Consider the following 24,174-nt stretch of genomic DNA (forward strand, 5'->3'; position numbering starts at 1 on the left):
CCGATTTTTCACAGCACTGTACGAAGGAGATCCATGTCCGTGCCCATCCGCCGCCGCTTCCTCGCCACCCTCGTTGCCGGTGTTGCCGGCCTGTACGCCGCCAGCTCGTCGGCGGCGGTGTCGCCGCTCGACCTTGTCGGCCCGATCTCCGAGTACAAGATCTACGTGGCCGAGAACGTGCGCAAGCTGGTGGCCGAGACCCGCGCCTTCACCACCGCCGTGAAGGCGGGCGATATCGAGAAGGCGAAGAAGCTCTATGCGCCGACGCGCACGAACTACGAGCGGATCGAGCCGATCGCCGAACTGTTCAGCGACCTCGACAGCGCGATCGATTCGCGCGCCGACGACCACGAGAAGGCCGAGCAGGACCCGGCCTTCGGCGGCTTCCACCGCATCGAGTACGCGCTGTGGACGCAAAAGAGCACCAAGGACGTGGGCAAGACCGCCGACAAGCTGCTGGCCGACGTGCTGGAGCTCCAGAAGCGCCTGGGCGCGCTGACCTTCCCGCCCGAGAAGGTCGTGGGCGGCGCCGCCGTGCTGATGGAAGAGGTGGCTGCCACCAAGATCTCCGGCGAGGAGAACCGCTACAGCCACACCGACCTGTGGGACTTCCAGGCGAACTTCGAAGGCGCGTACAAGATCGTCGAATTGCTGCGCCCCCTGGTCGTCAAGGAGAACAAGGCCTTCTCCGAGAAGGCCGATGCCAACTTCAAGACGGTGTTCGACACCCTTGCCAAGTACCGTACGGCCGATGGCGGCTTCGAGACCTACTCTAAGCTGAGCGAGCGCGACCGCAAACTGCTCGCGGGGCGGGTGAACACGCTGGCCGAGGACCTGTCCAAGCTGCGGGGCATGCTCGGCCTGAATTGACGCGGATCAGTCTTTCTGCGCACGGCGCCCCCGGTTTGGAGTGCGAATTGTTAGCATTCGGGTTTTGATCCATCGTAGAGCGCTCACGCGCCACGTTATTCCGTGCTTGACAAGAACTCCCACGCGCCTTCGCAGCCTGCGATGCGACTCGACGAACTCCGCACCCACGAGTGGGCGACGGTGCTGGACCTGCAGCGCCCCGAGGCCCAGGAAGACCGCGAATTGGTGTTGCGCCTGACGGAGATCGGCTTCGTGCCGGGCGAGGCGGTGTGCATCGTTGCCAGCGGCGTGCCAGGCCGCGAGCCGCTGGCCGTGCGCCTGGGCCACACGACCTTTGCGCTGCGCCGCTACGAGGCGGCCTTCGTGCATGTCACCCCGGGAGCGCAACACCATGGCTGAAGCAACCATCGCGTTCCATCCCGGCGCGGCGCAACCTGCGGCGCGCTCACCCGACCGCATCGCACTGCTGGGCAATCCCAACTGCGGCAAGACCGCGCTCTTCAACCTGCTGACCGGCAGTCGCCAGAAGGTGGCCAACTATGCGGGCGTCACCGTGGAGCGCAAGGAAGGCGTGCTGCAGACGCCGGCCGGCCGGCGCGTTTTCGTGCTCGACCTCCCCGGTGCTTACAGCCTGAACGCGTTGTCGGCCGACGAGGCCGTGACGCGCGACGTCGTCACCGGCAAGTCCAACGAGTCGATGCCTGACCTGCTGGTCTGCGTGACCGACGCAACCAACCTGCGCCTGAATCTGCGTCTCGTGCTTGAAGCCAAGAAGCTGGGGTTGCCGATGGTCATGGCGTTGAACATGACGGACATGGCGAAGAAGCAGGGCATCGTGGTCGATGCCGACGTGCTGTCGCGCGAGCTCGGCATTCCCGTGATCCAGACGATCGGCGTGCACGCCGGTGGCGCCAACGACCTGCTGGCCGCACTCGACGTGCCGGTGGCCGCTGCCGCGCCCGTGCCTTGGGTGGCGCCGGAGCTCGACGATGTGCTCGCCACGCAGCGCGAAGTGCGCCGCATTCTCGGCCTGGCGGTGGTCGAGCCGGTCGGCAGCCTCGCCACCAGCGACCGCATCGACCGTGTCGTCATGCATCCGCTGTGGGGCATGCTGGTGCTGGCGGTCACGCTGTTCCTGATGTTCCAGGCGGTGTTCAGCTGGGCCAACATACCGATGGACGCCATCAAGGCAGCGACCGAGTGGTTGGGCGAAACCGTCAAGACGGTGGTGCCCGACGGCATGCTGCAGAGCCTGCTGGTCGATGGCGTGGTGGCGGGCCTGGGCGGGGTCATCGTGTTCCTGCCGCAGATCCTGATCCTGTTCCTGTTCATCCTGGCGCTCGAGGATTCGGGCTACCTGCCGCGCGCGGCGTTCCTGCTTGACCGGGTGATGGGCACCGTGGGCCTTTCGGGCCGCTCGTTCATCCCGCTGCTGTCGAGCTTTGCGTGCGCCATTCCCGGCGTGATGGCCACGCGCACCATCAGCAACTGGCGCGACCGGCTCACCACCATCATGATCGCGCCGCTGATGACCTGTTCGGCGCGGCTGCCGGTGTATGCACTGCTCATCGCGGCCTTCATCCCTGAACGGACCGTCGGCGGCCTGTTCAACCTGCAGGGCATCGTGCTCTTCGCGCTCTACGGCTTCGGCATTGTTTCGGCGATGGCCGTGGCGTGGGTGATGAAGCGCTTCCGCGACAACACCTCGCAGTCGCCGTTGCTCATGGAGTTGCCGGCCTACCGGTGGCCCAATCTGCGCAACCTGGCGCTCGGTCTCTACGAGCGCGCGTGGATATTCTTGCAGCGCGTCGGGACGATCATCCTCACGCTGACCATCCTGCTGTGGTTCCTGTCGACCTTTCCGTCGCCGCCTGAGGGCGCGACCGGCCCCGCCATCCAATACAGCCTGGCCGGCATGATCGGCCGTGGGCTGGAGTACATCTTCGCGCCGATCGGCTTCAACTGGCAGATTTCCATCGCCCTCGTGCCTGGCATGGCCGCGCGCGAGGTGGCGGTGGGTGCGCTGGGCACGGTGTATGCGCTTTCGGCCACCGGCGACGAAGCCGCCACAGCCCTGGCCCCGTTGATCGCCGGCAGCTGGTCGCTTGCGACCGCGCTGTCGCTCCTCGTCTGGTACGTGTTCGCGCCGCAGTGCATCTCTACCCTGGCAGCGGTCAGGCGGGAGACCAACTCGTGGAAGTATGTGTGGATCATGGCGGGCTACCTGTTCGCACTGGCGTACATTGCCTGCTTCATCACCTACCGCGTGGCGGTGGCGCTGGGCGCAGGGTGAAGCATCGAGAAAGGTTTTGAAATGACGCAGCAACTGATCGTCGGATTGATCGTCGCGCTGGCCGCCGTCTATGCGGTCTGGCGCTGGATGCCCGGCGGCTGGCGCCGTTCGGCTGCCACACGGCTGGCTGCCGGTTCGCAACGTGCGGGCCTGGTCGATGCGCAGCGTGCCGCAGCCCTGGCGGCGTCGCTCTCCAAGAGCTCCGGCTGTGGATCGTGTGACACCTGCGGCAGCTGTGGCACCGCGGGCAAGCCCGCGATGGGTGCCACGAACGAACGCGCCTCTGCGAGCGGCAACCCGGCTCCCGCCGAACGCTGACGCATGCCCTTGCAGCTCCTGGTCGCTGGCGGCGGCATCGGCGGGCTGGCGAGCGCGTTGGCGCTGGCACAGGCCGGCCACGGCGTGGAAGTGCTCGAGCAGTCGCCCGTCTTCGCCGAAGTCGGGGCCGGCATCCAGCTGGGGCCCAATGCCGTGCGGCGCCTGCAGATGCTCGGGCTGGCCGATGCGCTCGACGCCATCGCTGCTCGGCCCGAGGCCCTGGTGGTGCGATCTGCCCGCAACGACGACGAACTGGCATGTCTGCCGCTGGGAAAGGCGGCGCTGCATCGCTACGGAGCGCCATACTGCTGCGTGCACCGCGCCGACCTGCACGGCGTGCTCCTGGCTGCTGCGCAAGCGCACGCCGGCATCGTCCTGAACCATTCCGCGCGGCTGGCGCAGATCGCGCTTTCGGACGAGGCTGTGGCGGTGGTGACCGACAGTGCCCATGCCTGGGAAGGCGACGCACTGATCGGGGCCGATGGCCTGTGGAGCACCGTGCGCGACAGCCTGCCGGAGGCAGGCGATGCACCGCGGTCCACGGGGCATACGGCCTGGCGCGGCCTCTTGGCGCAGTCCGAACTCCCGGCTGCACAGCGCAGCACGCAGGTGCGCGTGTGGCTGGGGGACCGGTTGCATGCGCTGGTGTATCCATTGCGCGGGGGCGAGTTGCTCAACGTCGTGGTGCTCGCGGAAGCGGCGCCAACGGGCGACGCGCGCGACTGGGACCAATCGACCAGCCTCGGTGCGCTGCAACGCGCGACAGGGCGTTGCTGTGCGACGCTGCAGGGCTACCTGGCTGCCGTGCCGACCTGGCGTGCCTGGACGCTGCATGACCGCAAGCCCCTGACCGGACCGGCGCAGATGGCGCACGAGCGGATCGCGCTGGTCGGCGACGCAGCCCATCCGATGCTGCCGTACCTGGCGCAAGGCGCCGGCATGGCGATCGAGGACGCGGTGGCGCTGGCGGACAGCTTGCGTGACGTCGCATCGGCCGCGGTTGCCGTCGCGCTGCAGCGCTATGCCGCGGCGCGCTGGCAGCGCAACGCGCAGGTGCAGGCGCGCGCTCTCCGCAATGCGGACATCTTCCATGCCGCCGGCCCGCTGCGCCTGGGGCGCGACCTGGCGATGCGGCTGCTGGGTGCGCGCCTGCTCGACCAGCCCTGGCTGTTCAACCACTGAGCGCGCACGGAGGGCGCGAGCGGCGGCTGCCAGCTGACCGGTGGCTCAGAGGTCGGTGCGCAGCGTCCAGATTTCCGGGAACAGCACCACGTCGAGCATCTTGCGCAGGTAGCTGACACCGCCGGTGCCACCGGTGCCGCGCTTGAAACCGATCACGCGTTCGACGGTCGTCACATGGCGGAATCGCCAAAGGCGGAAGGCGTCTTCGATGTCGGTGAGCTTTTCCCCCAGCTGGTACAGGTCCCAGTGCTGGCGCGGGTCGCGGTACACCTGCAGCCAGGCGGCCTGCACCTCGTCGCTGGCCTGGTAAGGCAGCGTCCAGTCGCGCTCCACGTGGTCGGCGGGCACGGGCAAACCACGGCGCGCGAGCAGGCGCAGTGCTTCGTCGTAGAGCGACGGCGCACGCCAGGCGGCCTCCACCTGCGCGAGCAGGTCGGCGCGGTGCGCATGCGGCTTGAGCATGGCCGGGTTCTTGTTGCCCAATGCGAATTCGATGCAGCGGTATTGCGCGCTCTGGAAGCCGCTGGAGCTCGCCAGGTAAGGCCGCATGGCGGTGTATTCGGGGGGCGTCATGGTCGACAGCACGGTCCAGGCGCTCACCAGCTGTTCCATGATCCGGCTCACGCGCGCGAGCATCTTGAACGCGTCGGGCAACTGCTCGGCTGCGACACAGCGCGTGGCAGCGGTCAGCTCGTGCAGCATGAGCTTCATCCACAGCTCGCTGGTCTGGTGCTGCACGATGAAGAGCATTTCGTCGTGGGCGGGCGACAGCGGATGCTGCGCGTTGAGGACCTCGTCGAGGTGCAGGTAGTCGCCGTAACTCATGCTCTGGCTGAAGTCGAGCTGGGCGCGCTCTTCGTGCACGATGGTTTCGGGCAATCGGGGCGAGTCGGGGGCAGGCGCTGGCGTGTGGGCGTGGGGGCACATGGTGTCGATCCTCGGGTCGGTCAGGTCACGGCATGCTGCTGGTTGAATTCGGGGCGTTGCCACTCGGCCCCCGCGAGCACCTGGCGCAGGTGCTCGACCGCGTTCCACACATCCTCGAAGCCGACGTACAGAGGGGTGAAGCCGAAGCGAAGGATGTCCTTGTGCCGGCCCGTGCCGCCGTCGCCCTTGCGGAAGTCGCCGATCACGTTGCGCGCGATCAGCGCCTGCACGATGGCGTAGGCGCCGCTGCCCTGGCCGTCGATGCCTGCGCCTTCGTCGCGCGTCAGGCACACCTGTGAGCCGCGTTGCGCGTGCGCGCGCGGCGTGGCCAGGCCGAGCCCGAACCCGTCGCAGCGTTCTTCCACCAGGCGGATGAAGAGATCGCTCAGCGCGAGCGACTTGGTACGCAGCGCGGCCATGCCGCCCAGCGGTTGCGCTGCATCGAACACGTCGAGGCCGCATTGCAGCGCCGACAGGCTGATCATCGGCTGCGTGCCGCACAGGTAGCGCGTGATGCCTGCGGCAGGCTGGTAGTCGGGCGTGAACTGGAAGGGCGCTGCGTGGCCGAACCAGCCCGACAGCGGTTGCCAGAAGCGGTTGGCGTGGCGCGGATTCACCCAGACGAAGGCCGGTGCGCCCGGACCGCCGTTGAGGTACTTGTAGCCGCAGCCGATCGAAAAGTCCGCATCGGCGCCGCGGAGATCGACCGGCACGGCACCCGCGCTGTGCGCCAGGTCCCAGACGCACAGGATGCCCGCGGCATGCGCCGCCGCCGTGATGGCGGCCATGTCGTGCATGGCGCCGGTGCGGTAGTTCACGTGCGTGAGCATCAGCACGGCCACATCGTCGGTCAGCGCGGCGCCGATGTCCTCGGGCTCGACCAGCACCAGTTCGAGGCCGCGCTCCTTGCACAGGCCTTCGGCGATGTAGAGATCGGTCGGGAAATTGCTGCGCTCGCTGACGACGCGCCGACGCGCCGGGCTGTCTTCGCGCGCGATGCTCAGGGCCGCGCTCAGCACCTTGTAAAGGTTGATGGAGGTGCTGTCGGTGCACACCACTTCGTTCGTTCCGGCGCCGATGAGCGGCGCGAGCTGGTTGCCCAGGCGCTGCGGCATGCTGACCCAGCCCGCGCTGTTCCAGGACTTGATGAGGTCCTGGCCCCATTCACGCGTGACCACGTCGGCCACGCGGGCAGCGGTCGCGCGGGGCAGCACGCCCAGCGAGTTGCCGTCGAGGTAGATCACGCCTTCGGGCAGGCTGAAATGGGCGCGCAGCGGCGCGAGCGGGTCTTGCGCGTCGAGCGCGCGGCAGTCTTGCAGGGTGGTCATGTGGGAAAAGGGCGGTGAATCGAAAGGGGTCAGAGCGCGCGCAGCACGGCGCGTACGGGCGATGCGTCGGCCGTGGTGAGCTTCAGGGGCAGGGCGATGAGTTCGTAGTCGCCCTCGGGCACGTCGTCGAGGACCAGGTTCTCCAGCACGCGCAGGTCGAGGCGGCGGATCACCTGGTGGCTGTCGAGCGTCTTGCTGTCGGCCGGGTCGATGCTGGCGGTGTCGATGCCGACCAGGCGCACGCCGAGCGCGGCCAGGCGTTCGATGGTGGCTGGTGCGTAGGCGGCGAGGGCGCCGTCCCAACGGTCGATGGGTGCCCGCTCGTAGGTGCGCACCAGCACGCGCGCGGGCAGTGCGTCGACCGCATGCGCAATGTGCGCCCACTCGACCAGCGGGCCGCAGCCGATCGCATGGATGACGCGGCAGGGGCCAAGAAAGGGGGTGAGGTCGACGGCGCCGATGGCAGCGCCGGTTGGGTCGTAGTGCAGCGGCGCATCGGCATGGGCGCCGACGTGCGGCGACATCCGGATGTCGCTGACGTTGACCGGGCAACCCGGCGAGATGGTGGCAGCCCAGCGCTGCTGGTAGGGCGTGTCGCCGGGGAAGACCGGCGCGCCTTCATGCACGGGGGGAGAAATGTCCCAGAGACGGGTTGGCGTTGACATGGCGCAAAGTTAGCGCCGCGTCGGGGGTCGTGGTGTCGGTTATTTACAACGCGCGGCGACGAAGTTCGCCATCGCGCGCATTGGCGCTTGCAAAGGAAGGCCCAGATGGGCCGTCTACACGCGACCGATCAGCAGGAATTCCATGAGCGCCTTCTGGGCGTGCAGGCGGTTTTCCGCCTCGTCCCACACCACCGACTGCGGACCGTCGATGACCTCGGCCTCCACTTCCTCGCCGCGGTGTGCCGGCAGGCAGTGCATGAAGAGAGCATCGGGCTGGGCCACGCGCATCATCTCGGTGTCGACGCGCCAGTCGGCGAAGGCGGCCTTGCGGGCTTCGTTCTCGGCCTCGTAGCCCATGCTGGTCCACACGTCGGTGGTCACCAGGTCGGCGCCGGCACAGGCTTCCATCGGGTCCTTGAACACCTGGTAGCTCTCGGCCGAGCGCAGGCCGGCAATCGACTGGTCGACCTCGTAGCCGCTGGGCGTGCTCACGTGCACCTTGAAGCCCAGGATCTCGCTGGCCTGCAGCCACGTGTTGGCCATGTTGTTGCCGTCGCCGACCCAGGCCACCGTCTTGCCCTTGATCGAGCCGCGGTGCTCGATGTAGGTGAAGATGTCCGCGAGGATCTGGCAGGGGTGGAACTCGTTGGTCAGGCCGTTGATGACCGGCACGCGCGAATGCTCGGCGAACAGGTCGATCTTGTCCTGGCCGAAGGTGCGGATCATCACCAGGTCGACCATGCGGCTGATGACCTTGGCACTGTCCTCGATCGGCTCGGCGCGCCCGAGCTGGCTGTCGGCGGTGGTCAGGTGCACGACGCTGCCGCCCAGCTGGTACATGCCTGCCTCGAAGCTCACGCGCGTGCGGGTGCTGGCTTTCTCGAAGATCATGGCCATCGTGCGGTCGACCAGCGGCTGGTGGCGTTCGTACGACTTGAACTTCCGCTTGATGAGCGCGGCGCGCTCGAACAGGTAGCCGTATTCTTCGGCCGACAGGTCCGAGAACTGCAGGTAGTGCTTGATCGCAGGGGTCGTCGGCTGGGTCATGGCGTCGGCTCCGCAAGGAATGTCTTGACGATCGGCGCCAGGATGGCCACGATCTCGTCGGCTTCGGCAATGCTCAGGATGAGCGGTGGCACCAGGCGCACCACGCTGTCGGCCGTCACGCTCAGCAGCAGGCTGGCGGCGCAGGCACGGTTGAGGATGTCGCCGCAGGGGCGGTCGAGCTCGATGCCGAGCATCAGGCCCTCGCCGCGCACTTCCTTCACGCCCGCCAGGCCTTCGAACTCGCGCTGCAGCGCCGCCTTGAGATGTGCGCCGACCGTGGCCGCATTCTCCAGCAGCCGGTCTTTTTCCATGATGCGGATGGTTTCGATGCCCGCGCGCATGGCCAGCGGATTGCCGCCGAAGGTCGTGCCGTGGTTGCCGGGGCCGAAGATGTGCGCGGCCTTGGGACCGGCCACGACCGCGCCGATCGGCACGCCCGAGCCCAGGCCCTTGGCCAGCGGCATCACGTCCGGCTTGATGCCCGCCCACTGGTGCGCGAACCACTTGCCGGTGCGGCCCATGCCGCACTGCACCTCGTCGATCATCATGAGCCAGTCGCGCTCGTCGCACAGGGCGCGCACCTGACGCATGTATTCCAGTGCCATCGGGTGAATGCCGCCTTCGCCCTGGATGGCCTCGAAGAACACGGCCACCACGTTCGGGTTGCCTTCAGTGGCCTTCTTCAGCGCCGCGATGTCGTTGAGCGGCACGCGGATGAAACCCTCGACCAGGGGGCCGAAGCCCTTTTGCACCTTCGGATTGCCGGTGGCCGACAGCGTGGCGATCGAGCGGCCATGGAAGGCGGCTTCGTAGACGACGATCTCGGGGCGTTCGATGCCCTTGTCGTGGCCGAACTTGCGCGCCAGCTTCAGCGCCGCCTCGTTGGCTTCCAGGCCGGTGCTGCAGAAAAAGACATTGGTCAGGCCCGACAGTTCGACCAGCTTGGCCGCCAGGGCCTCCTGGCCGGGCACGTGGTAATAGTTGGAGCTGTGGATCAGCTTGGTCAGCTGGTCCTGCAGGGCCGGCACCAGCTCGGGGTGGTTGTGGCCGAGCGTGTTGACCGCAATGCCACCGAGCCCGTCGAGATAGGCTCGGCCTTCGGTGTCCCAGACTCGGCAGCCCTGGCCGTGCGACATCGCGATCGGCAGGCGGCCGTAGGTGTTCATGACGTGGGGCGAAGTGGGGGCGACAGGGGCACTCATGCGGTTCTCCGGGAAAGGGAAAGCGATTCTAGGCGGGTACTTTGACGGCATCGGTGACGATTGCGCATCACAGCGATGCGCAGGGGAGTACGGCGGCCTGCGGCCCGGATAGAATCGTTGTGCGCCGCAGCACCATGCCCGCGCGGCACTCCAAATCCGATGGTTTCTCCCAACGCCAAAGAAGTTTTCATTCAGGGCATCACGAGTGATGGCCGGACATTCCGCCCCAGCGACTGGGCCGAGCGGTTGGCCGGTGTCATGAGTTCGTTCCGCCCTGGCGGCGCAACGCCGGGCAGCCACCTGAGCTATTCGCCCTGGTGCGTGCCCACCACGATCAACGGCGTCAAGTGCGTGGTGGTGAATCGCGACCTGCGCGATCACGAAGTCATGGCCTGGGATTTCGTCATGAACTTTGCCCGCGACAACGGGCTGCAGATCGCCGAGGCCTGTCTGGTGCCCGACGCGGCGCCACCTGCCAAGGGTTGAGTGCGGCGGCGGGCTCTCGCTCGCGCCTGCGCATCGTTTCTTTTTCCATCGATCGCCCATGAAAAAACCGCCCGAAGGCGGTTTTTCACTTTTTTGCTGCAGCGCACCCCGATCAAACGGCGGACTGCCTGATCAGGCGGTCCGGGCTGTTTGCCTGAAGATCAGGCGGCGGCGGCTGCCGGAGCAGCGAGTGCCAGGGCCTTGACCTTGGCGGACAGACGGCTCTTGTCGCGAGCGGCCTTGTTCTTGTGGAAGATGCCCTTGTCGGCGACGGTGTCGACGATGCTCTGGGCCTTGGCGAAGAGTTCGGTCGCCTTGGTCTTGTCGCCGGCCAGCACGGCCTTTTCGACATTCTTCACGGCGGTGCGGTACTTCGAGCGCAGCGAGGTGTTCGCGGCGTTGAGCTTGACGTCCTGGCGGACGCGCTTGCGACCGGAGGCGAGGCGGGGGTTCTTCTTTTTGGGCTTAGCGGATGCCATAGTATGTGTTTCCTAGTGTCTGAGGATGATGCAGCAAAGCCAAAGATTATAGCTCGCCCCCAGGCTGCGCGCACTTCGTGTCGCTTCGCCTTCCCCCTACCGGGGGCAACACCGGCGGCCCGGCGGAGCCGGTTCCGCGGTGTTTCTGGTGTTTTTGGCTCGCGCCACTTCGTGGCGCATTGCCCGGCGGCCGGGGTGGGGCGCCTACACTTCTTGGGTGTCGCTGTTCAAATCTGCCTCTGCCGTCTCGCTCTTCACGCTCGCCTCGCGAGTCACAGGGCTTCTTCGCGACCTGCTGGTGGCTTCGGTGTTCGGGGTCAGCCCGCTGACTGACGCCTTCAACGTCGCCTTCCGCATTCCCAACCTGTTTCGTCGCGTGCTGGGCGAGGGCGCGTTCAGCCAGGCTTTCGTGCCGGTGCTGGCCGCCACCAAGACCGAGCACGGGGACGAGGGCGCCCGCGCGCTGGTCGACCATGTGGCGACGCTGCTGACGTGGACGCTGGTGCTGCTCTGCGTGGCGGGCGTCGTCGGGGCGCCTTTGCTGGTGTGGGCCATGGCCAGCGGCCTGGGCCAGACCGAGCGCGGCTACGACGCGGCCATCGTCATGACGCGCTGGATGTTTCCGTACATCGGCTTCATGTCGCTGGTGGCGCTGGCGGGTGGCGTTCTCAATACCTGGCGCAAGTTCGCGGTCCCGGCCGCCTCACCGGTGCTGTTGAACGTGGCGATGATCGCGTCGATCGTCCTGGGGGCGCCCTTGTTCCGGCGCTGGGGCATCGAGCCGATCTACGCCCAGTGCGTGGGCGTGATGGTCGGCGGCGTGCTGCAACTGGCCATCCAGCTGCCAGCCTTGCGCCGGATCGGCATGCTGCCGCGCGTGGGCCTGCGCTGGGCAGCGCTGCGTGCGGCATGGGTCGACCCGACCACCCGCAAGATCCTGCAGCTGATGCTGCCCGCACTGCTGGGCGTCAGCGTCGCGCAGATCTCGCTGCTGATCAACACGCAGATCGCCTCGCATCTGGCGCCAGGCAGCGTCACCTGGTTGAGCTATGCCGACCGGCTCATGGAGTTCCCGACGGCGATGCTGGGCGTTGCGCTCGGCGTGGTGCTGATGCCGCAACTCGCCGGCGCGCGTGCCGCCAAGGACGACGCGCGCTACTCGGCCCTGCTCGACTGGGGGCTGCGGCTGGTCGTGCTGCTGTCGGTGCCATGCGCGGTGGCGTTGCTCGTGTTCGCCACGCCGCTGGTGTCGGTGCTGTTCCACAACGGTGCGCTCACGGGCACCGACGTCGAGCGCATCGCTGCCGCGCTGACCTCCTATGGCGTGGGCCTGCTGGGCATCGTGGCCATCAAGGTGCTGGCGCCAGGTTACTACGCGCGCCACGACATGCGCACGCCCATGCTGATCGCGGTGTGTGTGCTGGTGCTCACGCAGGTGCTCAACTTCTTCCTTGTACCGCTGCTGCAGCACGCGGCGCTGACGCTGTCGATCGGCATCGGCGCCATGGTCAACGCGCTGTGGCTGTTGATCGGCCTGCTGCGCCGTGGCAGCTACCGGCCGGAGCCGGGCTGGGGCCGCTTCGTGCTGCAGGTGACGGTGGCCGTGCTGCTGCTGGGGGCTTTTCTGATGTGGGGCGCGCAACACTTCGACTGGATCGCCTTGCGCGCACAGCGCCTGTACCGCGCCGGGCTGCTGGCTGCGATGGTGGCGGGGGCGGGGCTGCTCTATTTCGGCGCACTCACGGCCATGGGCCTGCGGCTGCGCAATTTTGTCAAGCGCTGAAGCGCATTGAAAAGCGTCTTGACGCTCCCTGCGCGCTCCTCTACAAAGAGACACATGACCTTCAGCTTCCCCACGCCGACCGCACTCGACTATTTCGGTTCGCTCGTCCGGAGCGACGAGGCCTTCCCGCTGCTCGAAGCTGCCGCCAGCCTGGCGCAGGACGAGTACCCCGAGCTCGACGTGCAGCAGGTGCTCGGCGACGTCGACCAACTGCTCGCTCGCCTCAAGCGCCGGTTGCCTGCAGACGCCGCGCCGCTCGCGCGCCTGCGTGCACTCAACCAGTTCTTCTTCCACGACCTGAACTTCGGCGGCAACGTCAACGACTACTACGACCCCGACAACAGCTACCTGAATGCGGTGCTGCGCACGCGCCGCGGTATTCCGATCTCGCTGGCGGTGCTGTGGATGGAGCTGGCGCAAGGCCTCGGACTGGAGGCGCGTGGCGTGTCCTTCCCGGGCCACTTCATGCTCAAGGTCACCTTGCCCAAGGGGCAGGTGGTGATCGATCCGTTCACCGGCAAGTCGCTGTCGCGCGAGGAACTCACCGAACGCATTGAACCCTACAAGCGCAGCAGCGGGCTGGTGGGCGACTTCGATGTGCCACTGGGGCTTTATCTGCAGCCGGCGTCGCCGCGTGAAATCATCGGGCGCATGCTGCGCAACCTCAAGGAAGTGCACCAGGCGCAGGAAGACTGGCAGCGCGTGATTGCGGTGCAGGACCGGCTGGTGGCGCTGCTGCCCACGGCCTGGAGCGAGCACCGCGACCGCGGACTGGCTCATGCCGGGCAGGGCAACTACACCCTCGCCGTGCGCGACCTGGAAACCTACCTGCAGCATGCGGACGATGCGCTGGACATCGACGCTATCGCTGAACACATCGCCGAACTTCGCCGGGCCGGCTGATGGACCCGGTGCTCAAGGCTGTGGCGCCGGACCTGGGCGCGTTGCACCAGTTTCACGGCGTGCAGCCGGTGCTACCTGTGGCCGACGCGGCCCGCGCCGCGCGTTATTTCTGCGAGGTGCTGGGTTTCGAACTCGACTTCATCGCGGGCGAGCCGCCGAGCTATGCGCGCGTCAAGCAGGGCGTGCGCAAGCCGGGTGAAGCGGGCTGGGGTGACCCGGTCTATCTGCGGCTGTGGCAATGCAATACGCGCGAGGCCCGGCCCTGGCGCGGCGAGATCGTGATCCACGTCGGGTACGACGTCGACGGCTTGCACGCGGCCTACGTCAAGCGCGGCGTGAGCGTGATCGAGCCCCCGACCTCGCAACCTTGGGGCCTTCGTGAGTTCGCCATCCGCGAGCCCGATGGGCATGTGCTGCGCTTTTGCGGCTATCTGGGTTGATCTGAGAATGCCATGAAAGTCTTCATCGCCGGTTTCCAGCACGAGACCAACACCTTCGCGCCCAGCAAGGCCGACTGGGCTGCCTTCCACGCGGGCTCCAGCTTTCCGCCTTACCGGCGCGGTGCGGCCGTCGTCCAGTCGTACGCGGGGCGCAACATTCCCATCGGCGGCTTCATTGATGCGGCGCGCGAGAAGGGCTGGACGCTCGTGCCTTCGGCCTGGGCCGGTGCCACGCCGTCGGCGCACGTGACCGAAGACGCCTTCGAGCGCATCTCGGCGGCCATCACCGAGGACCTGGCGTCGGCACTGGCCGACGGCGGCATCGACGCGGTCTACCTCGACCTGCACGGCGCGGCCGTGACGGAACACCTGGAAGACCCCGAGGGTGAACTGATCGCACGCATTCGCGCGCGGGTCGGCCCCGACGTGCCGATCGTCGCCAGCCTGGACCTGCACGGCAACATCACCGCGCAGATGCTGGCCGAGGCCGATGCGCTGGCTGCCTACCGCACCTATCCGCACGTCGACATGGCCGACACCGGCCGCCTCGCGGCAACGCTGCTGGAACGCCGCATGGCGCGCGGTTCGCGCGAGCCGCTGCATGCGCGGCGGCTGGGTTTCCTGCTGCCGTTGAATGTGCAGTCGACCATGATCGAACCGGCCGCGTCCGTCTATGGCCTGCTCAAGGACCTCGACGTGAAGCACGACGCAGTGCTGAGTTTTGCCACCGGCTTCCCGGCCGCCGACATCGCCGAGTGCGGGCCGGTGGTGTGGGGTTACGGCGACGACGCCGGTGCCGCCGTGGCCACGCTGTACGAGCGCATCGATCAGCCGCGTTCGCAGTGGCGGCTGGACGTGCTGGAACCCCGCGTGGCGGTGGCGCGCGCCCTGGAACTGGCCGAAGGTGCGCGCCAGCCGGTGGTGATTGCCGACACGCAGGACAACCCCGGCGCGGGCGCCGACAGCAACACCACCGGCATGCTGCACGCCCTGCTGGCCGAAGGCGCGGGCAAGCGCTTTCCAGGCCAGGTCGCGCTCGGGCTGATGTTCGACCCAGGCGCTGCGGCTGCGGCCCGCGCCGCTGGGGTGGGCGCGCAGATCCGCATTGCGCTCGGTACCTCGGTGCCCACCTGGGGCGGCCAGTTCAGCGATGCGCCGGTCGAAGGCGTGTTCACCGTGACCGCGCTCAGCGACGGCCAGGTGCAGGGCAAAGGACCGATGTCGCGTGGCGGCACCGTGTCGCTCGGGCCGAGCGCCTGCCTGGAGATCGAGGGCGTGCGCATCGCCGTGGCCAGTGGCAAGAGCCAGATGCTCGACCGGGAGTTCTTCCGTTACCTGGGCATCGAGCCCGAGGCGATGAAGGTGCTGGTCAACAAGAGTTCGGTGCATTTTCGCGCCGACTTCGCACCGATCGCCAGTGCGATCCTGGTCGCCAAGGCGCCCGGGCCGATGGCGGCCGATCCGGCCGACCTGCCCTGGACCCGGCTGCCCGCCACGATGGCGTTGCAGCCCTGATACCCGGGCGCTGCTGCTCAGTCTGCTACCAGTCTGCTCATCCGCCCCGGCCGGTGAAGGCGAAGTCGACCTCCGGCGCAAGGCCGCTCACGATGCGCGCGATCGATTTGCCAGAGCCGCAGGCATGCGTCCAGCCCAGCGTGCCGTGGCCGGTGTTGAGGAACAGATTGCCGATCTTCGTCTTGCCGATCATCGGCACGTTGCTGGGTGTCGCGGGGCGCAGGCCGGTCCAGAACTGGGCTTGCGTCGCATCGCCGGCGCCGGGGAACAGCGCCTCCACGCGGCGCACGATGGCCTCGCAGCGCACGCGGTTCAGGTCGCGGTCGTAGCCGTTGAGTTCAGCCGTGCCGGCAATGCGAAGCACGTCCCGCCCTGGCAGGCGGTCGTTGGCCGCGGAGGTGTAGCGCGAGAAAACGAGCTTGAACTCGTCGTCGGTCAGCGAAACCTGATGCGCCTTGGCGGCGTCCTTCACCGGCATCGTCACAGAGTAGCCCTTGGCCGGGTAGATCGGCAAGCGGATGCCCAGCGGTGCCGCATACAGCGGGCTCAGCGAGCCCATGGCCAGCACGAAGGCATCGCCACGGATGCGCTGGAAGCGGCCTTCGTCGTCCGTCGCTTCCACATGGTCGATGCTGCCGCCGGCTTCACGCAGCGCAGTCACGGTGTGGCTCATCAGGAACTTGACGCCGGCCGCGCGGGCCAGTGCAACGAGTTCGCGCGCGAAGCGGTTGGCGTCGCCGGATTCGTCCTCCGCCGTGTAGGTCGCACCGGCGAGCTGCGGCCGGATGTGGGCGAGTGCCGGCTCCAGCTTTACGGCCTCGTCGGCCGAGATCACCTGCCGGTCGCAGCCGAGCGCGCGCATCTGCTCGGCCGGCTTGAGCGCACCGTCGAATTCCTTTTGCGTCGTGTAGAAGTGCAGGATGCCCTGCGTGCGCTGGTGGTAGTCGATGCCCGTGTCGCGCCGCAGCTGCTGCAGCGTGTCCCGGCTGTAGGTGCCCAGCCGCACGATCTGCTCGATGTTGTGGCGGGTGCGCGCCGGCGTGCATTCACGCAGGAACTGCAGGCCCCACAGCCATTGCCGCATGTCGGCGCGGATCCGAAAGAGCAGGGGAGCGTCTTCCTTGCCCAGCCATTGCAGCACCTTGAGCGGTGCACTCGGGTTGGCCCAGGGCTCGGCATGGCTCACCGAGATCTGGCCGCCGTTGGCGAAGCTGGTTTCAGCGGCCGGTGTGGCCTGACGGTCGATCACGGTCACCTCGTGACCGAGTTGCTGGAGGTAGTAAGCCGAAGTGACGCCAAGCAGGCCGGCACCGAGAACAATCACGCGCATGTCGAGAACCCTCAAAGGTTGCAGCGCCCGGACTGTGCGGATTCGATTGCGTTGCGCAAGGCGGCAGGCAACCGGACGCGGATGTCCAGGTGGCCGCTCCCCCTGTCCTTGGTACCTGAGAGTTTCACCTGCTGCGCCCGCAACAGGTTTGCTCCTTCGGTGCATCACATGGCGTGATGGCTCTCCAGACGGCTTTGATGGTGTGTTGCAGTACAAGCCCTGTTCAAGGGCCGACCTGAGCGTTCATGGGAGTTTGCGCCTTCGGTGGGGCAACCTGGGTTGCCCGCTCTCCTGCAGCGCAGGATTGTAAGCGCACTCTCTCTTGCGTGCGTTGTGCGTTATGTCCGGGCGTCCGAGGCCGGTGGCACATATAGTGCTGAACAAAAAAACACATCATGAATTCCCAGACTCTCGACACCCTGCGCGAATGGCTGCGCGCCTTCGCCGGCCGGGCCCAACCGCTGCGCGTGTTGCTGACGCTCGGCAGCCTCATGGCGCTGGGCGTAGGCAGCGGCCATCACGACGCGATCATTCCCCTGTTCCTCGGCGCCATCGCGAGCGCGCTGGCCGAGACCGACGACAGCTGGCGTGGCCGGCTGCGCTCGCAATTGCTCACGCTGGTGTGCTTTGCGGGCGCGGCCGTCGCGGTCGAACTGCTGTTCGGCCACACCGTCGCGTTCATCGTCGCCATGGCCCTCGCGGCGTTCTGGCTCACGATGCTCGGCGCGGTCGAGGCGCGCTACAAGGCCATCGGCTATGCCACGCTCATCCTGGCGATGTACACGACGCTCAGCCTCGATCACCACACGGGGCAGGGCGGGGTCGGCGGCTGGCGCCAGGCCTTCTACCTGCTGGCCGGCGCGACCTGGTACGGCATGTTCTCGGTGCTGTGGTGCGCGATATTTCCGGCCCAGCCGGTGCAGGATCGGCTGGTCAGGCTGTTCTGGGTGCTGGGCGACTTCGTGCGCTTCAAGGCCTCGCTGTTCGAACCGCTGCGCGGCATCGACATCGAGCGCAAGCGGCTGTCACTCGCACAACTCAATGCCGAGGTCGTCGCGGAGCTGAATGCTGCCAAGGAAAGCATCTTCCGGCGCATCGGCGCGCGTGCGCCCACGGGGCGGATATCGCGTTACCGCGGCCTCTACCTGATCGCGCAGGACGTGCACGAGCGTGCCAGCTCGTCGCACGACGACTACAACGCGCTGGCCGACGCCTTCTTCCACAGCGACCTGCTCTACCGGTGCCAACGCGTGCTGTCGTTGCAGGGGCAGGCGTGCCAGCGGCTGTCGATGTCGATCGAGCGCCGCGAGCCTTTCGTGATCGACAGCGCCAGCGTGCAGGCGATGGCCGACCTGCGAGGTGCCGTCGAGCACGAGCGCGAAAGCGCGCTGACACCCGAGCGCCAGGCGCTGCTTGCGTCGGTCGATGCACTTGCACGCAACCTGGCACAGCTCGATGGGCAGCTCGCCGGCGCCAGTCAGCCGTCCGCCCAGGCGGGCCGCACGGAGATGGGCCTGTTCGACCGGTCGCCTAGGTCGTGGCGCGACATGGTCGAGCGCGTGCGCCGGCAGCTTTCGCCGCGCTCGGCGCTGTTCCGCCACGCGTTGCGGCTGGCCGTGGCGCTGACCGCAGGCTACGTGCTGATGCTGCTGATCCACCCCGCGCAAGGCTACTGGATCCTGCTGACGACGCTGTTCGTCTGCCAGCAGACCTATGGCGAGACAATTTCACGCATGGGTCAGCGCATCACCGGCACCGCCATTGGCGTGGTGCTCGGCTGGGCCTTGCTCGAACTGTTTCCGCAGCCGCTGCTGCAGTCGCTGCTCGCGGTCGCCGCAGGGGTAGTTTTCTTTACCTTCCGGCAGTCGCGCTACATGCTGGCCACCGCAGCCATGACCTTGTTGGTGCTCCTGTGTTTCAACCAGGTGGGCAACGGCGCCGGGCTCATCGTGCCGCGGCTGGTCGACACCGCCATCGGCAGTGCGATCGCGGGCCTGGCCGTGCTGCTGGTGTTTCCGCACTGGCAGGCGGGCCGCATCAACGAGACGGCCGCGACCGCCATGCGCACGCATGCAGGTTACCTGCGCCAGATCGTGGAACAGTACCGCTCGGGCGCGCGCGACAACCTCGACTACCGGCTGGCGCGCCGCAACGACCACAATGCCGATGCCGCGTTGTCGACCGCCGTCGCCCACATGTTCCGCGAGCCGGGCTTCGTGCGGCCCCGCGGGGGGGTGGTGCTGCGTTTCCTGATCCGTTCACACACGCTGCTGAGCTACCTGTCGGCGCTGGGTGCGCATCGCGCCGCGTTGCCGAACGCCCAGCGCGCGGCCGTGTTGCGCGAGGCGGCAGAAAGCGCTGCCAAGGCGCTGGAGGCGCTGGCGGCCGAACTGCAGAGCGGTGAGCCTGCCGCGCCGCGGGATATGGCATCGGCGGCCGAAGAGGTGGCAGTGCGCGCAGCATTGGCCGACGTGGTCGGCCCCGACGACGAGTCGGACCAGGCCGCCCGCCTGTTTCGCACGGAGCTCACGCTGGTCTGGCTGCAGATCGACGCGCTGCGGCTGCACGCGCGGGAGTGGCTGGGCAAAGGCGAGGCTGCGCAGGGGCTGCGTGATTAGGGTCGTATACCGGCGGGCGGATTCAACGTCAATTGCACAGCGATTCGATCCTGTTCGGCCGCGCTCGCATGCTCGCCGCCGGCCTTGGCGCTGCTGGTGCTGACACTTCACACGCCTGCGCCCTCGCTGACAGTGCCGCCTACGCTTGTCTGCGTGCCTTCGAGCGTCAGGTCGCGACCGGCCACTAGCTGCAGGTCCTGGCCCATCGTCACCTGGCTGACGTTCGCCTGCGTGTCCTCGCGCGACATGCTCGACGCGTCGATCTGCGCCTGTTAGCTGCTCGCGGTCGCAAAGCTGTCGAACTTCACGTCGCGGCCAGCCCCGATGAAGCCCGTGCCGCCCGAGCCGATCCGCCCGGCGGTATTGACCACGTCGCGCCCCGCGTCGATCACCAATCGGTCCTTCGCCACGATGCGCGCCACGTTCGACAGGCTCGTGATGTTCCCGGCCGCCGTGACCTGCGCGCCCACTGCCACTAACCTGGAAGCACCCGGCCCAGGTACTCTCGCGCGAAGACGACGATTGCAATGCATGTGGTCACGACAGCTACCGTGGTGATGATTCTTCGCAGCATGGAGGAGCGTGTTTCAGTCAACCATGCATGGGTCGTGAAAAACGCCCCGGCGATGACGCCAACTATCGCACCCAAGACCACGAACTGCAGCCATTCCCTCGGAGCAGACCAGCGCCATCTATTCAAAAAAATCCATCGAAGTAGGGGCAGCAAGAGCACTTCGTTGGCAATGACCATGAAAACGATTGTGAGCCCGGAGATCAGGGCTGAGAGAGCGAACCGTTTCAGCCAAAAGGAGCCACCCATGTTCATTTGCCTTGCCTCTGACCTATGGCGTTCTTGATCTCGTTGCCGAATCTCTCCTGCACCAAGCTCGATCCGACATTCCCTAGTGCGCCTGGAATCGCACTAGGCGTATTCGGACGAGACATCCCCATTCCCATGTCAATCCACTGAGGACGATACCAATTCTGTGGATCAACTGCCCTTTGAACCCCGCCCTGCACGCCAGCGCCAAGCCCGTAACCCACCACGGTTCCGACGGCTGCAGCCCCCATCCCTGCATTCGGGTTCTCGCCCTTGATCCCTGAACCGAGCACCGATCCACCCGTGTTGATCATGACGGACGAGCCTAAGCCCAAGCCGGATGTCAAGAAGCCAGTGCCGCCTGCTATGCCCACATCGAGCCAATCGGTGGGCTGCCCTCCAGACTGAAATGCATAGTTGGCGAGCGCCCCCACGCCCGCTCCAAACACCTTCACTCCTGTTGCTGCGCCAGCGCCACCCATCAGGTACCCCAGCCCAACCATCCCCGCCCCGGCCACCGTGGCGCCGACTGGATCGTTTTGGATGTTGCTTGCCACCAGTTGGTTGTAGGTCTTGCCGGTTGGCAGTTGCCCAAGCCCTCGGTCATAGCCTTCTTGGTTGCCGCTGATGTATTGGCTGTTGAAGTCCGCGTTCGCATAGTTCGGATCGGTTTTCGAGGCGTTGCAGTTGAGGTTCTGGCAGCCGATGACGCCTCGTACTTCGTAGTCGTGAACGCCGCCGGTGCCTTCCGCGGTGTCCTTGTCCGAATTCCGGAGCATCTCCGCGACGATACGCCCCTCGGCATCGCTTTCGCTGATGCCGAGCTTCTTGGCAACGAGCTTTGCATTCTTCTTCGCGTAGTCATATTCGCGTTGATGCAACTGCCTGTTGTTCAAGTCTTCGTTGAGCCCTGCCGCTGCTCCGCCAGAGCCTCCAACCGATGCGCCAAGGCCAGCTGCCAGACCCGCACCCACCGCCCCTTTCACCGAGTCGGGCAGGTCTTTGGTCAGGTCGCTGATGGCCGGCGCCGCAAGCGCTGCGAAGCCAGCTCCTGCCGCACCTTGCATGCCACCGGTGAGCCCGCCGAGCAGCGCGTGGGCCAGGCTGCGGTTCGTGCCGCCTTCGTCCCACGCCTTGGCTTCTTCCTCCTTGCCTTCGCGCCGCAGCTCTGCGGCCTTGTCGCCCGCATAGTCCCCCACGGCCTTGCTGGCATTCGCGCCGAACCCCTGCGTGATCTGCGCCTGCGCCTGCACATCCTTGACCAGGGTGTCGGTGTTCCAGGTCTTCGCGAGTGCATGGGTGCTGTCGGTGTCGGTGCGCACCGCCTCGTCACCGGCAATGCCGCTAATGCCCGATCGGGTCACGCTTGTCTCATGGCCCGACGCCTTGCCGGCACCAGCGCTGCCTCCGGTTCGGGTCGGCAGGGCGTAGCCGTTCTTGTCGCTGCCGCCCGAGAGGCCCACGCCCAGGGTCGCACCGCTGGCTTTGTAGGTGTCTCGGTTCACGATGTCGCTGGTCGCGATGCTGGCGGTCTGGAAGCTGTTCATCTTCCCGTCGATGGCCGCCTGCGTGCTGCTGATGACGCCGCCCTTGAGGTCGGTATCGCCTTGGACGTTCACATCGAAGCCGCCATCGCCGGCCTTGATGCCCGACCGTTCGGTCACGCTCGCATACTCGCCACTGGCCTTGGCGCTGCTGGCGCTGACGCTGGCACTCCACACGCCTGCGCCCACGCTGACAGCGCCGCCCGCGCTCTGCTGCTTGCTGTCGGACTTGGCGCGGTCCTGCAGGCTTTCGATGCGCAGGTCGCCGCCCACATCGGCCTTGACCGCGTTCGCCGCCACCACCGCCCCCCGCAGCGTTGTGTCGCCCCCGCTCACCAGCGTGGCTTTGTCGCCGGCCGTCACGTGGGTGTTCGTGTACAGCGTCTCGGTGCCGTCGGAGCGGCCCTTGCTCTGACTGGCACTTGCGTTGACGAGGAAGCCGCTGGTGCCGAAGCTCACGCCGAGGCTCGCCGCGCTGCCTTTGTTGGTGCTGTGTTGGTCCCAGTCGTTCTGCGCTGCCAGCAGGCTGATCTGGTTGTCCGCCAGCAGGGTGACACCTTGCCCCGCACGGATGTCGCCGCCCTGGACGGTGAGGTTGCTGTCGGTGCCCGCACCTGTCGCCGCGATCACCACGTTACCGCCGCCCACCACAGTGCTGCCGCGTGCAGCGTCGCTGTGCTCGGTGCTGTTGCTCTGGTTGCGGCTGCTGCCAATGCTGATCGACAGGTTGATGCCGGCCGCCTGGCTCGGGCTTTGCGCGACGGTGTCCACCACGCTCTTGGCGCCCATTGCCACGCTGGCGGCGCCCAAGGCTTGCGCGCGGGCATTGCCGGTCTGGCCGACGGCGCGTGCCGTGCTTGCGACGCCCTGTGCGGCGGTGAGAACGGGCGCCGTCGGCGCAATCGTCAGCCCGCCGGAGCGTTGCTTTTGTTCGGTGTCGCTCCGGTAGGTCTCGCGCGCCTCGACGATGTCGACGTTCTTGGCCAGGATGCCGACGTCCCCGCCGGGCGCGAGCACGTCGCTGCCCACCTGCCGGTACGTGTTGCCAGCGACCATGGTGACGTTGCCCGCGATGGCGCCGATGGTGCTCGCTGATGCGGTGGTGCTGGCCGATTTCTGGTCTTCGCTTTGCGCACGGCTGCCGATGGTCACGCCGATGCCGCCGCTGCCCATGAGACCGGATTTCTTCTCCTCATGGAACTGGCTCTGCGTGAAGGTGTTCGTCGCCGCTTCAATGGCGATGTTGTTCTTGGCCATCAGCGTGGTGCCCTGGTCGGCGATGATTTCGCTGCCGGTGACTTGGAGGTCACGGCCTGAAGACAACATGACCGTCTTGCCGCCGACCGAGCTACCCGCCGCCACGTCGCTGCCTCGCGTTTCGCTGTCGGTCGTCGACTTCTTCGACAGGAAGCCATTGCGATTGCTATGGGTGAAGTCGTCCGATGCCTGGGTCTGACGGGTCGTATCGATCACGATATCGCGGCTCGCGCCGAGGGCGGTCGCGCCCTTGGCGTCCAGCTGGCTCCCGGTCACCGTCAGGTTGCCCGCCTCCTGCGTCCCCGCATTGGCCGTCAGGTCACCCCCGGCCTTCACGCTCGCTCCCTGCACCGTCGTCTGGCTGCGTGTCTGCCGGTATTGCGTCCCGACGGGATCGCTGCGCTGGTCGCTCGCCTGGCCGCTGGTGGCTGCTTCAAGGCTCAGGTCGCCGCCTGCGCGGAGGAGGGCGGTGCCGCCCGAGCTCGCCTGCGTACCTTCGAGCTTCAGGTCGCGACCGGCCACGATCTGCAGGTCCTTGCCCACCGTCACCTGACCGACGTTCGCCTGCGTGTCCTCGCGCAGCATGCTCGATGCGCCGATCTGCGCCTGATAGCTGCTGCCGGTCGCCAGGCTGTCGAACTTCAAGTCGCGGCCAGCCCCGATGCTGGCCGTGCCGCCCGAGCCGATCCGCCCGGCGGTGTCGACCACGTCGCGCCCCGCGTCGATGACCAGCGCGTTGCCCGCTTGGATGCGGCCGACGTTCGACAGGCTGGTGATGCGCCCGGCGGCCATGACCTGGGCGTCGTTCTGCCCGTAGGTCTGCGTCTTCGTCAGTGTTTGGTTGAGGATGTCGCCCCCCGCCTTCAGGCCCACCGCGTCCGCCTGGATCACGCCGCCCTGGTTGACGATGTCCGCGCTGGCCACGAGCACCGCGCGCTGCGTGTTCGCACCGCCGAGGGTGCCGCCCCGGTTGACGATGTTCCCCGCCTCGATGCGGATGTCGTCGCCGGTGATGAGCGCGCCGCCGGGCTTGACGGCGTTGGGGCCCGTCTGCGCGACGTACACCTTGGGCACCAGCACGTCCTGCGTGCTGCCGTCGGGCAGGGTGACGGTCTGGGTCTGCATCCAGACGATGTCGCTGGTGAGCGTGGCCGCCCTATACATAGG

The 24,174-nt window shown here is 67.2% G+C and carries 21 protein-coding genes and 2 riboswitches; of the genes, 11 read left to right on the forward strand and 10 right to left on the reverse strand.

The annotated features are described in order from the left end of the window. Nucleotides 1-33: 33 nt before the first annotated feature. The 5 genes from efeO (at nt 34) to J2W36_RS00460 (ending at nt 4,663) form a co-directional block, all read left to right on the forward strand. Nucleotides 34-870: an iron uptake system protein EfeO gene (efeO, locus tag J2W36_RS00440; RefSeq protein ID WP_307687683.1), complete on the forward strand. Its 837-nt coding sequence runs from the start codon at nt 34-36 to the stop codon at nt 868-870. A 102-nt stretch (nt 871-972) separates the two neighbouring features. After that, complete coding sequence (locus tag J2W36_RS00445; RefSeq protein ID WP_370869227.1) at nt 973-1,269, forward strand: FeoA family protein; 297 nt, start codon at nt 973-975, stop codon at nt 1,267-1,269. Next, complete coding sequence (gene feoB, locus J2W36_RS00450) at nt 1,262-3,163, forward strand: ferrous iron transporter B (protein ID WP_307687684.1); 1,902 nt, start codon at nt 1,262-1,264, stop codon at nt 3,161-3,163. Before J2W36_RS00445 ends, feoB begins: the two co-directional genes overlap by 8 nt. Nucleotides 3,164-3,184: 21 nt before the next feature. After that, nucleotides 3,185-3,481, forward strand: a complete 297-nt coding sequence (locus J2W36_RS00455) for a DUF6587 family protein (protein WP_307687685.1) — start codon at nt 3,185-3,187, stop codon at nt 3,479-3,481. Nucleotides 3,482-3,484: 3 nt separating this feature from the next. Then, nucleotides 3,485-4,663 (forward strand): FAD-dependent monooxygenase, encoded by a 1,179-nt coding sequence (locus tag J2W36_RS00460; RefSeq protein ID WP_307687686.1) that lies wholly within the window; start codon nt 3,485-3,487, stop codon nt 4,661-4,663. 45 nt (nt 4,664-4,708) lie between these two features. On the opposite strand, the gene kynA is transcribed toward J2W36_RS00460, so the two are convergent. From kynA to J2W36_RS00485, 5 genes are all read right to left on the reverse strand, one after another. Continuing rightward, nucleotides 4,709-5,590: a tryptophan 2,3-dioxygenase gene (gene kynA, locus J2W36_RS00465; RefSeq protein ID WP_307687687.1), complete on the reverse strand. Its 882-nt coding sequence runs from the start codon at nt 5,588-5,590 to the stop codon at nt 4,709-4,711. Nucleotides 5,591-5,610: 20 nt separating this feature from the next. Further along, nucleotides 5,611-6,918 (reverse strand): kynureninase, encoded by a 1,308-nt coding sequence (gene kynU / locus J2W36_RS00470; protein ID WP_307687688.1) that lies wholly within the window; start codon nt 6,916-6,918, stop codon nt 5,611-5,613. A 29-nt stretch (nt 6,919-6,947) separates the two neighbouring features. Then, complete coding sequence (gene kynB / locus J2W36_RS00475) at nt 6,948-7,583, reverse strand: arylformamidase (RefSeq protein ID WP_307687689.1); 636 nt, start codon at nt 7,581-7,583, stop codon at nt 6,948-6,950. 114 nt (nt 7,584-7,697) lie between these two features. Further along, nucleotides 7,698-8,630 carry an ornithine carbamoyltransferase gene (gene argF / locus J2W36_RS00480; RefSeq protein ID WP_307687690.1) on the reverse strand — a complete coding sequence of 311 codons (933 nt, stop codon included), beginning with the start codon at nt 8,628-8,630 and terminating at the stop codon, nt 7,698-7,700. After that, entirely contained in the window at nt 8,627-9,832 is a 1,206-nt protein-coding gene (locus J2W36_RS00485) for an aspartate aminotransferase family protein (protein WP_307687691.1), read from the reverse strand. Before J2W36_RS00485 ends, argF begins: the two co-directional genes overlap by 4 nt. Before the next feature lie 159 nt (nt 9,833-9,991). Here J2W36_RS00485 and J2W36_RS00490 point away from each other — a divergent pair, with 159 nt between their 5' ends. Then, nucleotides 9,992-10,318, forward strand: a complete 327-nt coding sequence (locus J2W36_RS00490) for a DUF3579 domain-containing protein (protein ID WP_307687692.1) — start codon at nt 9,992-9,994, stop codon at nt 10,316-10,318. Between the two features lie 161 nt (nt 10,319-10,479). On the opposite strand, the gene rpsT is transcribed toward J2W36_RS00490, so the two are convergent. After that, complete coding sequence (rpsT, locus tag J2W36_RS00495) at nt 10,480-10,797, reverse strand: 30S ribosomal protein S20 (RefSeq protein ID WP_307687693.1); 318 nt, start codon at nt 10,795-10,797, stop codon at nt 10,480-10,482. Between the two features lie 217 nt (nt 10,798-11,014). Between rpsT and murJ the strand changes: the two genes are divergently transcribed. The 4 genes from murJ to J2W36_RS00515 are packed head-to-tail and all read left to right on the forward strand — an operon-like array spanning nt 11,015 to nt 15,438. Continuing rightward, on the forward strand, nt 11,015-12,580 hold the full coding sequence (gene murJ, locus J2W36_RS00500) for a murein biosynthesis integral membrane protein MurJ (protein ID WP_307687694.1): 1,566 nt from the start codon (nt 11,015-11,017) through the stop codon (nt 12,578-12,580). 54 nt (nt 12,581-12,634) lie between these two features. Then, nucleotides 12,635-13,483 (forward strand): SirB1 family protein, encoded by an 849-nt coding sequence (locus tag J2W36_RS00505; RefSeq protein ID WP_307687695.1) that lies wholly within the window; start codon nt 12,635-12,637, stop codon nt 13,481-13,483. Continuing rightward, entirely contained in the window at nt 13,483-13,923 is a 441-nt protein-coding gene (locus tag J2W36_RS00510) for a bleomycin resistance protein (protein ID WP_307687696.1), read from the forward strand. The genes J2W36_RS00505 and J2W36_RS00510 overlap by 1 nt, the downstream gene beginning before the upstream one ends. 12 nt (nt 13,924-13,935) lie before the next feature. Further along, complete coding sequence (locus J2W36_RS00515) at nt 13,936-15,438, forward strand: M81 family metallopeptidase (RefSeq protein WP_307687697.1); 1,503 nt, start codon at nt 13,936-13,938, stop codon at nt 15,436-15,438. Between the two features lie 37 nt (nt 15,439-15,475). Here J2W36_RS00515 and J2W36_RS00520 read toward each other — a convergent pair whose 3' ends face one another. Further along, nucleotides 15,476-16,768: a D-amino acid dehydrogenase gene (locus tag J2W36_RS00520; protein ID WP_307687698.1), complete on the reverse strand. Its 1,293-nt coding sequence runs from the start codon at nt 16,766-16,768 to the stop codon at nt 15,476-15,478. A 92-nt stretch (nt 16,769-16,860) separates the two neighbouring features. Then, a riboswitch (glycine riboswitch) is annotated at nt 16,861-16,966 on the reverse strand. Then, nucleotides 16,967-17,072, reverse strand: a riboswitch (glycine riboswitch). It abuts the riboswitch before it with no gap. 91 nt (nt 17,073-17,163) lie between these two features. Here J2W36_RS00520 and yccS point away from each other — a divergent pair. Then, nucleotides 17,164-19,386: a YccS family putative transporter gene (gene yccS / locus J2W36_RS00525; RefSeq protein ID WP_307687699.1), complete on the forward strand. Its 2,223-nt coding sequence runs from the start codon at nt 17,164-17,166 to the stop codon at nt 19,384-19,386. Between the two features lie 107 nt (nt 19,387-19,493). On the opposite strand, the gene J2W36_RS00530 is transcribed toward yccS, so the two are convergent. The 3 genes from J2W36_RS00530 to J2W36_RS00540 all read right to left on the reverse strand — a co-directional run bounded on the left by J2W36_RS00530 (nt 19,494) and on the right by J2W36_RS00540 (nt 24,171). Beyond that, nucleotides 19,494-19,634, reverse strand: coding sequence for a hypothetical protein (locus J2W36_RS00530; RefSeq protein ID WP_307687700.1), 141 nt, complete (start codon nt 19,632-19,634; stop codon nt 19,494-19,496). Nucleotides 19,635-19,658: 24 nt separating this feature from the next. Beyond that, a complete protein-coding gene (locus tag J2W36_RS00535; RefSeq protein WP_307687701.1) occupies nt 19,659-19,856 on the reverse strand; it encodes a hypothetical protein in 198 nt (65 codons plus the stop codon). A gap of 352 nt (nt 19,857-20,208) precedes the next feature. After that, a complete protein-coding gene (locus J2W36_RS00540; RefSeq protein WP_307687702.1) occupies nt 20,209-24,171 on the reverse strand; it encodes a hemagglutinin repeat-containing protein in 3,963 nt (1,320 codons plus the stop codon). Between the last annotated feature and the right edge of the window lie 3 nt (nt 24,172-24,174).

The sequence above is a fragment of the Variovorax ginsengisoli genome (assembly GCF_030811835.1).
Lineage (GTDB): Bacteria > Pseudomonadota > Gammaproteobacteria > Burkholderiales > Burkholderiaceae_C > Variovorax > Variovorax ginsengisoli_C.